This window comes from Moraxella sp. ZY210820 (genome assembly GCF_030674635.1).
Taxonomy (GTDB): domain Bacteria; phylum Pseudomonadota; class Gammaproteobacteria; order Pseudomonadales; family Moraxellaceae; genus Acinetobacter.
In genome coordinates, this window is sequence record NZ_CP089978.1 from 1,014,276 (window position 1) to 1,026,400 (window position 12,125).

The following is a 12,125-nucleotide window of genomic DNA, read 5'->3' on the forward strand; positions in this document are numbered from 1 at the left end:
GGGTTATTTATTTTGAATATTAATATAACTCACTTGATTATTTTTATCTTTCACTTGGAAAACATCATCATTAGAGATTGAAATCTCTTTATATTGTACAGGAATTAAAATATTACCTTTGAAATCCATTGCTTCCTTTAAATTGTTTTTAACCACAATAACAGTATTTTCACGAGATGTACCCTCCAAACTGTCATAATCTAAACTGGTTAATGCTTGACCTTGACCGTCTAAAAGACCATATTTATTGTCTTTTTCAACTATAAATGAAACAAATTTTTTATGATGATACAGCGGTAAGATATAATCATAAATCGCAGGTAAAATAACATTTTGCTTTTGATTAATAATTCCCACTTTGTTATTTTTTTCAATGAGAATTAAATCATCTTCAAAAACATGGACTTCTTTTTTATAGATAAAAGGAATAATGACATTATTTTGTTTATCAATGACACCCCATTTTCCATTCTTTTTGATGCCAATAATATTCTCATCAAATGGAACACTATTCACAGCCTCATAAATAAAAGGGATAACAGCTTTACCTGTGATGTCAATATAACCAATTTTACCTTTTTGTTCAGCATAGGCTAATCCACTGTTAAAATGTAATAGATAGCCATATTCTTCATCCGTGGTGTCATAAATAAAATCAAGTACAACCTTACCATTTGTATCTAAAAGTCCGATTTTTCCTTGTTTTAAAGCAGAAAAATAGCCTTTATCATGAGCAGAAGTATAACTTAGGCGGTCATATTCAAAAGGAATAATGGTATTTGCTTGTAAATCTATCGCACCCCATTTACCATTTTTCATAACAATACCATATTTTTCAAAAGAATTTGTATCTTCAAATTGTGGTTGAACTAAAATTTCACCTTGTAAATTGGCATAACCATGTAAGCCTGTAGTCTGGTCAATAATTGGAAAAATAGGCGTATTTTTATCACAAGAAGAATGAATATCATAACCTTGAATTTTTGGACAATCTACAGGTTGAAATTCATGCTCTGCATGAGCAATTATTGTTGTAAGCATTAAAGCGATAGTTAAAGGCTTTAAAATAGGGAATAGTTTCATCATTCGCTTCCTAAAATGAATATTTTGTTGAATGATTAAACCATATTTTAATGAAAAATAAAATAAAAAATAGCCAATTTAAAATATAAATTGGCTATTTTATTTACATCTTAAGACGTATTATTGACAGCTTGATTTACCTGTTTTGTGGTTAATAACACCATGAGAAATGAGTAATTGTTGCATTTCGGTATGTCCACGTTCACAAGCGTATGATAAAGCACTGGCATCTTTTTTCGCCGCAAGATTTGGATTTGCACCTTGTGTTAATAAATATTTTACAATCTCAATACGGTTATTACTTGCTGCAACCATGATTAAAGTTTCGCCATCATCTTCTAAACTTTGGTCGTTAAAGTCAGTATTTGGTAATAACTTATGGATTTTTTTCACAATATTGACATTTTTACCAAGCACAGCAGATTTAAGTACATTATAAACATCGCCACGGTCAGTAGCTTGTAAACTTGCTCCTTTGCTGATTAAATAATCAACCATATCTTCATAACCAATAAATGCCGCCCAGCCTAATGCGGTTTGACCTAAACTGGCTTCATCTTTGACTTCTAAATTTTGCCCTTGTTCAACCATTTTTTGTACCGTTGCTAAGTCGCCACGTTTCACTGCATCGAACCATTGAGCGTGTTCACCTTGTGATGGTTTGTCGTAAAAAATACGCCATGATAATTTTTTAGGATTGGCAATATCTTGCATTTCTTCTTGAGTAAAACGGAAACCTGTTGTTGGAGCAGGTGTTGTTACGGCTGGCGTATTTGAGCTACTTGGGCTTGCTTTGGTTGATGGCGAATCATTTGCACATGCAGATAAGCCTAAAACTGCACATAAAGCGAGCCAAATTGGAGAAATTTCCATCATATATTTACCTAAAATTGAGATTCAATGTTAGTCATTGTACAAAATAATACATCGCAAAAATAGTGTATTTACGATTTTAACAGTTAAAATTGATAAGCTGATGGCTCAACAATGCTATTTTGCCCATAAAATTGCTGACGTAATAGCCGAGCTGATGCAGGAGCCATTACTAAACCATTTCTAAAATGTCCAAAATTCGCCCACACATTATCTAAATCGTGGAGTTTACCAATTTTTGGAATCCCATTGGGTGAACTTGGGCGTAAACCTGCCCATTGCTTTACAATTGGGAATTGAGCTAATTCAGGTATCATGTCAAAACTGGCATCTAAAATCGATTGGCTAATTTGACTATCAACAGTGGTATCAAAACCACGTTCTGACATACTCGAACCACAAACGATATGACCATCTTGACGGGGAATGAGATACATCACTTGATTCATACACATGGTATTAAGCCAATCTTTTGGTGTTTTAAATAAGACCATTTGCCCGTGTATTGGTTTAATATTGAGCGGATTAGGACATAATGTTTGCCATTGAGCTGACCATGCACCTGTACATAATATCACCGCATCAGCAGAAAAATGTCGTCCATCTTGGCTGATGAGCGTATTTATTTGCTGTTGATGGATTTTAAAATCAGTAATTTGGGTATTAGTATAAAATGTAACTTTCGGTTGCTGTTTTAAATATTGGATTAAGGATTGCAATAATCGAGGATTACGCACATTGGCAAGTTCTGGAAAATATAAGCCTTGTTGAAATTTTTTATTTAATTGCGGAACGAGTTGTTGTAGTTGTGTCTGTGCTAGTAATTCACTTTTTTGCATAGGTTGCTGTGTTTCATCAGCATAATTTAAACCAATTTCGAAATCACTTTGGTCAAAAATCAGCATTCCTGTTGGATTAATTTCAAAATCTATCCCTGTTAGTGTTAAACAACGTTGATTGAGTTGTTGATACATGGATTTACCATATTGAGCTAATACATTGACAGCTGTTGGATAACGCCATGGATACATTGGTGATAAAATACCACCACCTGCCCATGATGCACCTTGTCCTGCTTGTTGTTGGTCGAAAATGATGACTTCTTCGCCACAATCTAAAAACTCTAAAGCAGTCAATAAACCGATAATGCCTGTACCAATAATTGCGATTTTCATGTGTAGCGTTAAAGTATTACAGCTAATACTATTTTGATTTGTAAAAAGTAGTTGAGAGTGATGTATATAATATTGAATTTACCAATATTTAAACTTAGTTTGATAAGATATCATGTGATTTTAGATTTTATCATCAATCACTTACGAATGGTAGATAATAATGATAAAAATATAGAGTTTAATGTGCAATAAATTGGTTGTATTATTTAAATTTATCTTGGGAATAATATGTATAAATCAAACATTATATTAAAAAATAAGGATTTTTTTGCATAACTATTATCCAAATCGTCTAGAAATATTGATTTTTTTGTTAAATCTATCAAAAAAAACTTTTCATTTAATAAAAAATCAGTATTATGCCTGTTTTAATTTTTCTATTCTCTTATCTTTTAGATGAAATTTTTTTTTAAATGTGAGATAATAGAGCTATCGATATAAAGCACCGAGTCAAAACCAAAAGTCAGACTTATTTTCTTTTAACCCATAATCTGAGATGGTAATCCGATATGAGCGTTACTCCTGTAAATCCAGTTCCAAATGCCACTAACGAATATTATTTAAATCGCCAAAATGCGATGGAATCAAATGTTCGTAGTTATCCTCGTAAACTTCCATTAGCAATCGCCAAAGCACAAGGGTGCTGGGTAACAGATGTTGAAGGTAATCAATACCTTGACTTCTTAGCAGGAGCAGGAACTTTAGCTTTGGGTCATAATCACCCTAAAGTGATTCAAGCAATTCAAGATGTATTGGCAAGCGGTTTGCCATTGCATACACTTGATTTGACTACACCGTTAAAAGATGCTTTTAGTGAAGAATTATTAACTTTCTTCCCGAAAGATGAGTATGTTTTACAATTTACAGGTCCTGCAGGGACTGATGCCAATGAAGCGGCGATTAAATTAGCTAAGACTTATACAGGTCGTGGTAATGTGGTTGCATTCTCTGGTGGTTTCCACGGTATGAGTCAAGGTTCATTGGCATTGACAGGTAATTTGCACGCTAAAAATGCAGTACAAAACTTAATGCCGGGCGTGCAATTCTTACCATATCCGCATGAATACCGTTGCCCATTTGGTGTAGGTGGTGAAGCAGGCGTTGATGCTGCAACACATTATTTTGAAACATTTATCAATGATGTAGAAAGTGGTGTTGTTAAACCTGCTGCAGTGATTTTAGAGGCAATCCAAGGTGAAGGTGGTGTAGTACCAGCACCTGTGAAATTCTTACAAAAAATCCGTGAAGTGACAGAAAAGCATGACATCGTGTTGATTATTGATGAAGTACAAGCAGGGTTCTGCCGTTCAGGTAAGATGTTTGCGTACGAACATGCAGGTATTCAACCTGACATCGTGGTGATGTCTAAAGCGATTGGTGGTAGCCTGCCATTGGCAGTCTTGGCAATCAAGAAAAAGTTTGATGCATGGCAACCAGCAGGGCATACAGGTACATTCCGTGGTAACCAATTGGCAATGGCGACTGGTTTAGCAACATTAAAAGTATTGCGTGAAGAAAATCTTGCACAAAATGCGATTGAACGTGGTGCGTATTTAACTCAAGCATTGAATGACTTGGCGAAAGAATATCCTTGTATTGGTCATGTGCGTGGTCGTGGTTTGATGATGGGAATTGAAATTGTTGATGAGCGTAAGCCTGCTAACAAAATTGGTTCATTCCCTGAAGATGGGGAGTTAGCTGCGGCAATCCAAAAAGCCTGCTTTAAAAACAAACTCTTATTAGAGCGTGGTGGTCGTGGTGGTAATGTAGTGCGTATTTTATGTGCGGTAAACATTAGCCAAGAAGAATGCGAAGAAATGATTAAACGTTTCAAACAATCGATTGCTGAAGCGATTCAAGCGGTGCGTGGCTAATCGCATTGTCTAATGTAAATAAAGGCGTGCCAGGTTGGTGCGTCTTTATTTTTTTAGGATAAATTGGCTTTATGTTTGGGCTAAAACTTGTTAGAATAGCAAAATTTTACTTGACAATCAGATGGAAATCCGCAAAATGAACCAACCAACCAACCAACCAACCAACCAACCAACCAACCAACCAACCAACCAACCAACCAACCAACCAACCAACCAACCAACCAACCAACCAACCAACCAAAACATTATCGGATATTTTAGAACAATATCAAGCCCTTTCTCATAGCCAACGAGAAAAAGGCACTTATTTTGAACGCCTTTGTATTGATTATCTAACCACCGAAAACCATTACAAAGCCCTTTATCAATCCGTTCTCCCCTTTGCCGACTGGATTAGCCAGTACAAACCCACCTTTCCAAAAACCGACACAGGCATAGACCTTGTTGCCATAGGATTTGACGGCACATTAACCGCCATTCAATGCAAAAATTATTCAGCTGATTATCGCATTGCCAAATCCGACATTGACAGCTTTTTTACCGCTTCTGGCAAAAGCGATTTTAGTCATCGCCTGATTATCGCTACCACCGACCACTGGTCGGACAATGCCCAAAACGCCCTAAGCGACCAGCAAATTCCTGTCAATGTCATCAGCCGCACAGATTTAGAAAATAGCGTCATTGACTGGGAGCGATACACGCCCAATCAAACGCCCATCTTGCACACCAAAAAGACATTAAGAGACCATCAGTCAGAAGCCCTAAATGCCGTCAAAAAAGGCTTTGAAACCGCCAATCGTGGCAAACTCATTATGGCGTGCGGTACTGGCAAAACCTTTACTTCCCTAAAAATCGCCGAAGACCAAGCAGGCATTGGCAAAATGGTGTTGTTTTTAGTGCCAAGTTTGGCTCTTTTATCCCAATCTTTGACCGAATGGACACAGCAGTCAGACATTCCTATCTATGCCTATGCCGTCTGCTCTGACAGCGATGTTGGCAAACAAAAAGACGATGACCTACTACAAACCCAAATCCACGAATTACAATTTCCTGCAACTACCAATGCCAAGTCTTTGTGCAATGCCATAAAAAATCGTGCCAATGACACCGCAATGACGGTAATTTTTAGCACTTATCATTCTATTGATGTCATCAGTCAAGCTCAAAAGCTGGGTTTGGGCGAGTTTGAGCTGATTATTTGCGATGAAGCCCACCGTACCACAGGGGCAACCTTTGAAAATACAGACGAAAGCCATTTTGTCAAAATTCATCACAACGACTTTATTCAAGCGAAAAAACGCCTATATATGACCGCCACCCCAAAAGTGTATAGCGACAGTGCCAAAAAGACCGAAGGGGTAGAAGCCATTTATTCTATGGACAATGTAGAATATTATGGCAAAGAGTTTTATACCATCAGTTTTAGTCGTGCGGTAAACTTAGGGTTACTGGTGGATTATAAAGTATTGGTATTAGCTATATCCGAAAGTCATATTAACCGCCAATTAGAAAAATTATTAAATGATGATAAAAACGAATATAAAGTTGATGATGTTGCCAAAATCATCGGCTGTTGGAAAGCCTTATCAAAATATGGTGTAGAAACAGAATTATCCGATGATTATAACCCAATGAAACGAGCGGTTGCCTTTTGTCAAGTGATTGACAAATATACAGGCAAACATAAAGTCAGTTCAAAAGCCATTAGTGGTATGTTTAATGAAGTGGTGAGTGCTTATCAAGCCCAAGAAATCAAACTGCTAAAAGAAAAACATAAAACAGATGGAATAACATTAAACCCATCATTGCAATTAAACTGTGAAGCCAACCATATAGACGGCTCAATGAACGCTAGCCAAAAGGCAAATAAAATCAACTGGCTAAAAGAAAACACCCCAGATAATACTTGCCGAATACTTTCTAATGTTCGTTGTCTATCCGAAGGCGTTGATGTGCCTGCATTGGACGCTGTGTTATTTTTGTCCGCTCGTAATTCACCAATTGATGTGGTGCAATCGGTTGGGCGAGTGATGAGAAAGGCAGACGGCAAAAAACGAGGCTATGTTATTTTACCCATTGTCATACCAGCAGGCATAGAGCCAGAAACCGCCCTTGATAATAACGAAAATTACAAAGTGGTATGGCAAGTATTAAATGCCTTGCGTTCGCACGATGATAGATTTGATGCCATACTCAATAAATTAGAATTTGGGGCAGGTTCGGATAAAATTGAGATTACCGCTATCGCCGATAATATTAAAGCAAAAGTCAAAAAATCCAATAAAACAACCACTCGTGGCAAAAATAGCATTGGACAAAAAGATGATGAAATACCAGTACAAGGCGAATTGGATTTTAATATCACAGACATTGAGCGAGCTTTGGTTGCCAAAATCGTCAAAAAATGTGGCAATCGTATGCACTGGCAAGAATGGGCGGCTAATGTTGCTCAAATTGCCAATACACATACCGATAGAATAAAAGCCATCTTAGAAAATACCGAAAACCACACACAAATTAACGCCTTTAATGAATTTGCAAATCAATTGCGAAATGATTTAAATCATAGTACCACCGATAATGAAGCCATAGAAATGCTCTCACAGCATTTAATCACAAAACCAATCTTTGATGCATTATTTAGTGAAAGTGAATTTGCCAAGTTTAATCCAATGTCTATTGCTTTGGATAAAGTGATAGATGCACTTGCTTTAACCAATATTTCAGACAAAGAAACCAAAGAATTAAATGAATTTTATGATGCCATTGCCATTCGTGTGAGCGGTATCAAAGAGCCTGCTCATCGCCAAAGAATTATCAAAGAATTGTATGATAATTTCTTTCGCACCGCTTTTCCAAAACTTTCTGAAAAAATGGGCATTGTCTATACACCCATAGAAGTGGTGGATTTTATCATTCATTCTATTGAGTATATTTTAAAAAGTGAATTTAATGCCAGTCTTAATGATAAAGGCGTACAAATCATTGACCCATTTACAGGTACGGGAACTTTTATCACACGGCTATTACAAAGTGGTATTATTGATAATAAAAACCTACCCCAAAAATACCAAGAAATCCACGCCAATGAAATGCTTCTACTGGCGTATTATATCGCCACCATCAATATTGAAAGCATTTATCATAGCTTGATTATTGATGATTATAAGCCATTTAAAGGTATTTGTTTGGCGGATACTTTTGCAATGTATGAACACAATTTGATTGCTCTAAGTGATAATAGCCAACGCCAAAAACGGCAAAAAGAGCTGGATATTACGGTGATAATGGGAAATCCGCCTTATTCAGCTAAACAAGAAATAGCTAACGATAATAATGCCAATTTTTCATATCCAATGCTAGATAATCGTATTAGATTAACTTATGCACAATATGGCAAATCAGTTAATCAAAATTCTTTATATGACCCATATATCAGAGCAATTCGTTGGGCAACAGACAGAATTAAAGATAGGGGAGTAATTGGCTTTATTACAAATTCTGGGTATATCAATAGTAACAGTTCGGACGGATTAAGAAAATGCTTATCTGATGAATTTAGTTCTCTTTATATTTTTAATTTAAGGGGTGCTATTCGTGGTAAAGCTGGCGATACTGCCAAAAAAGAAGGACAAAATGTCTTTGATATTATGACAGGTGTTGCCATTGCTATTTTGGTTAAAAATCCAAATTCAAAAAATATCGGTAAAATTTATTATTACGATATAGGCAATTATCTAAATCGTCAAGAAAAATTGGATAAAATAACTCATTTAAAATCCATTGAAAATATCGTAGATTGGCAACAGATTATCCCAGATGAATTTAATGATTGGCTTAATCAAAGAGATACCAATTTTGATAAATATATCTCTATGGGAGATAAAAAAGATAAAAATTCTGTTGTAATTTTTAATAATTATTCTCGTGGATTAGCAACTGCTCGTGATGCTTGGTGTTACAATTATTCCAAAAAATCATTAATTCATAATATGTCATCAATGATTAATTTTTATAACTTTCAATTAAGTCAATACTTAATTCAAAAAGAAAATAATGAAAAAATTGAGTTAGATGACATTATTGATTACGATAGCTCAAAAATCTCTTGGAATAGAAGTCTTAAAAATGATTTTGCTCGTGGTAAAAATCACAAATTTGATAATAGCTCAATTCGTATAGGGTTGTATAGACCATTTTCAAAAACCAATGTCTATTTTAATAGAAGTTTTAATGATATGATTTATCAATTGCCAAAATTATTTCCAAATGACCAGTCGGAAAATTTGGTTATTTCTATAACAGGTCTTGGCACTCCAAAAGAATTTTCTGTTATCATAACAGACTGCATTCCAGATTTACAGTTACAAGCCAATGGACAATGTTTTCCATTATACCTCTATGAACCAATAACCATCGCTTCAAGCCACCCATTATTTCAAGGTCAATCTTTTGATACTTTTGAAAAAAAAGATGCCATTAGTGATGAAGCCTTTGAATATTTTCAATCGTATTATAAAATGCGTAGAATATCAAAAGAACAAATTTTTTATTATATCTATGGTCTTTTGCACAGCCCAGAATACCGTCAGCGTTATGCCGATAATTTATCCAAACAGTTGCCACGCATTCCACGAGTCAAATCGGTAGATGACTTTTTGGCATTTGAAAAAGCAGGGCGAGCATTGGCAAATTTGCATTTAAATTATGAAAGTGTACCAATGTATGATAATATTATTTTACAAGGCGGCATTATCCTTGTTGATGATAAAATAATCGGTGGTAGTGATGATGATTTTTATGTGAGTAAAATGAAATTTGGCAAGCGTAAAAATAAAGAAACAGGTAAAAATGAAGATGATAAAACAGTGATTATTTATAATGAAAACTTTACCATTTCTAATATCCCATTATCCGCTTATGATTATGTCGTCAATGGCAAATCAGCGATAGAATGGGTCATAGAACGACAATCTATCAAAACCGATAAAGCCAGTGGCATTACCAATAATGCCAATGATTGGGCGTGCGAGACAATGAATAATGCTCGCTATCCGTTGGAGCTGCTACTGCGTGTCATCACAGTGAGCCTAGAAACGATGAAAATTGTGAACGGCTTGCCAAGTTTGGTTTTGGAGTAGCAGCCAAAACTGTGCTATAATGAGCTAATTTTTCTTTTTAGGAATATGCTATGACAACCCTATCCCAACACAAACAAGCCCTATTTTGCAACGACGACAAATCCATCGCCGACTACCAAACAGCGATGAACCAAGCGGTACAAGCCGTCTCAAACTGGCTAAAAGAAGACAAAATGTACACAGGCGGTAGCATTAAACAGCTCCGTTCTGAGATTAGCTTTAACCCAAGTAAAGAAGGTTTAGGCGTACACAAATCGCTTGACCGCCTTGTAGAGCTGTTTTTAAACAAAAGTTTAAAAGTTCATCACCCACATTCTTTGGCACATTTGCATTGCCCCACGATGGTAACTTCACAAATTGCCGAAGTGCTGATTAACGCCACCAATCAATCAATGGATTCTTGGGACCAGTCTCCTGCTGGCTCGTTGATGGAAGTTCAGCTTATTGACTGGTTACGTCAAAAAGTTGGTTATGGTAGTGGTCAAGCAGGCGTATTTACTTCAGGTGGTACACAATCTAACTTGATGGGCGTACTATTGGCTCGTGATTGGGCGATTGCGAAAAACTGGAAAAATGCAGACGGCAAAGAATGGTCGGTGCAAAGGGACGGTATTCCTGCCGATGCGATGCAAAAAGTCAAAGTGATTTGCTCGGAAAATGCTCATTTTAGCGTGCAAAAAAATATGGCAATGATGGGCATGGGCTTCCAATCAGTTGTTACTGTACCTGTCAATGACAATGCTCAAATGGACATGGACGCACTAGCTAAAACCATGCAACATCTTAAAGATGAAGGTAAAATCGTAGCGTGCGTGGTGGCAACAGCAGGTACAACCGATGCAGGTGCAATTGACGACTTGAAAAAAGTGCGTGAATTGACCAATCAATATGGTGCATGGATGCACATTGATGCGGCGTGGGGCGGTGCGTTGATTTTGTCAAATGAGTTCCGTGCGATGCTAGACGGTATTGAGCTGTCCGATTCGGTAACGCTTGATTTTCATAAGCACTATTTCCAAAGCATTTCATGCGGTGCGTTCTTATTAAAAGATGAGAAAAATTATCGCTTTATGCACTATGAAGCAGAATATTTAAACTCGGCTTATGATGAAGAGCATGGCGTGCCAAACTTGGTATCAAAATCATTACAAACCACCCGCCGTTTTGATGCGTTAAAACTGTGGATGACAGTGGAAGCATTGGGCGAAGAGTTATACGGTTCAATGATTGACCACGGAGTCAAGCTCACCCGTGAAGTGGCGGATTATATTAAGGCAACAGATGGTTTGGAACTTTTGGTTGAGCCACAGTTTGCGTCAGTTCTATTCCGTGTTGTACCAAAAGATTATCCTGCTGAGTTTGTGGATAATCTTAACCAAAATGTCGCTGATGAGCTGTTTGCTCGTGGTGAGGCAAATATTGGTGTAACTCGTGTCATTGACAGCCGTCAAAATGTGCAGTCCTTAAAAATGACCACTTTAAGCCCTGTTGCGACATTGGACAATGTCAAAGCCTTGCTTGCACAAGTATTGGCAGAAGCAGATCGGATTAAAGACGATATCAAAAACGGTACGTATACACCGCCGATTGATTAAATTATAATCTTTAAATAATAGAGTAATCACCATCAAATGAATGCTTGATGGTGATTTATTATTTTTGAATTATCTTAACAGATTGTTTTGTAAACACTTAACATAAAAATTTACTTTGAATATAAAAAAATACTTGTCATTGTCATAAAATATCTCTATAATACATAACTATCGGGGGCGTGGCGAAATTGGTAGACGCACTGGATTTAGGTTCCAGCGGAGCAATCCGTGAGAGTTCGAGTCTCTCCGCCCCCACCATTAGAGGATTGGTGTAATGGTAGCATGTCGGTCTCCAAAACCGTTGGTCAAGGTTCGAGTCCTTGATTCTCTGCCAAATTTAAAGAAAGCCCGATGTTTTACATTGGGTTTTTTTGTTTTAGTAGA

7 protein-coding genes and 2 tRNA genes are annotated in these 12,125 nt (G+C 36.6%); 5 read left to right on the forward strand and 4 right to left on the reverse strand.

Going from position 1 to position 12,125, the window contains the following annotated elements; translation table 11 throughout:
• Positions 1-3 precede the first annotated feature (3 nt).
• The 3 genes from LU301_RS05195 to LU301_RS05205 all read right to left on the reverse strand — a co-directional run bounded on the left by LU301_RS05195 (position 4) and on the right by LU301_RS05205 (position 3,131).
• A complete protein-coding gene (locus tag LU301_RS05195) occupies positions 4-1,086 on the reverse strand; it encodes a WG repeat-containing protein (RefSeq protein ID WP_305273514.1) in 1,083 nt (360 codons plus the stop codon).
• A gap of 117 nt (positions 1,087-1,203) precedes the next feature.
• Complete coding sequence (locus tag LU301_RS05200) at positions 1,204-1,959, reverse strand: ankyrin repeat domain-containing protein (RefSeq protein WP_305273519.1); 756 nt, start codon at positions 1,957-1,959, stop codon at positions 1,204-1,206.
• Positions 1,960-2,042: 83 nt separating this feature from the next.
• Positions 2,043-3,131, reverse strand: a complete 1,089-nt coding sequence (locus LU301_RS05205; protein ID WP_305273521.1) for an NAD(P)/FAD-dependent oxidoreductase — start codon at positions 3,129-3,131, stop codon at positions 2,043-2,045.
• 509 nt (positions 3,132-3,640) lie between these two features.
• Here LU301_RS05205 and LU301_RS05210 point away from each other — a divergent pair.
• Complete coding sequence (locus tag LU301_RS05210; RefSeq protein WP_305273523.1) at positions 3,641-5,005, forward strand: diaminobutyrate--2-oxoglutarate transaminase; 1,365 nt, start codon at positions 3,641-3,643, stop codon at positions 5,003-5,005.
• A 106-nt stretch (positions 5,006-5,111) separates the two neighbouring features.
• Here LU301_RS05210 and LU301_RS12110 read toward each other — a convergent pair whose 3' ends face one another.
• Positions 5,112-5,246, reverse strand: coding sequence for a hypothetical protein (locus LU301_RS12110; protein ID WP_305273525.1), 135 nt, complete (start codon positions 5,244-5,246; stop codon positions 5,112-5,114).
• Between the two features lie 13 nt (positions 5,247-5,259).
• On the opposite strand from LU301_RS12110, the gene LU301_RS05220 reads away from it, so the two are divergent.
• The 4 genes from LU301_RS05220 (at position 5,260) to LU301_RS05235 (ending at position 12,075) form a co-directional block, all read left to right on the forward strand.
• Positions 5,260-10,146 carry a DEAD/DEAH box helicase gene (locus tag LU301_RS05220; protein WP_305273974.1) on the forward strand — a complete coding sequence of 1,629 codons (4,887 nt, stop codon included), beginning with the start codon at positions 5,260-5,262 and terminating at the stop codon, positions 10,144-10,146.
• 50 nt (positions 10,147-10,196) lie between these two features.
• The gene (locus tag LU301_RS05225) at positions 10,197-11,741 is read left to right on the forward strand and encodes a pyridoxal phosphate-dependent decarboxylase family protein (RefSeq protein WP_305273528.1); all 1,545 of its coding nucleotides are present in this window, start codon (positions 10,197-10,199) and stop codon (positions 11,739-11,741) included.
• Between the two features lie 173 nt (positions 11,742-11,914).
• Positions 11,915-11,999 (forward strand) — tRNA-Leu (locus LU301_RS05230).
• A 2-nt stretch (positions 12,000-12,001) separates the two neighbouring features.
• Positions 12,002-12,075 (forward strand) — tRNA-Trp (locus tag LU301_RS05235).
• Positions 12,076-12,125: the final 50 nt, after the last annotated feature.

Excerpts from the sequence above, each read along its gene's own strand:
- LU301_RS05195 (WP_305273514.1), bottom strand. The coding sequence starts at position 1,086 with ATGATGAAACTATTCCCTATTTTAAAGCCTTTAACTATCGCTTTAATG.
- LU301_RS05200 (WP_305273519.1), bottom strand. The coding sequence starts at position 1,959 with ATGATGGAAATTTCTCCAATTTGGCTCGCTTTATGTGCAGTTTTAGGC.
- LU301_RS05205 (WP_305273521.1), bottom strand. The coding sequence starts at position 3,131 with ATGAAAATCGCAATTATTGGTACAGGCATTATCGGTTTATTGACTGCT.
- LU301_RS05210 (WP_305273523.1), top strand. The coding sequence starts at position 3,641 with ATGAGCGTTACTCCTGTAAATCCAGTTCCAAATGCCACTAACGAATAT.
- LU301_RS05225 (WP_305273528.1), top strand. The coding sequence starts at position 10,197 with ATGACAACCCTATCCCAACACAAACAAGCCCTATTTTGCAACGACGAC.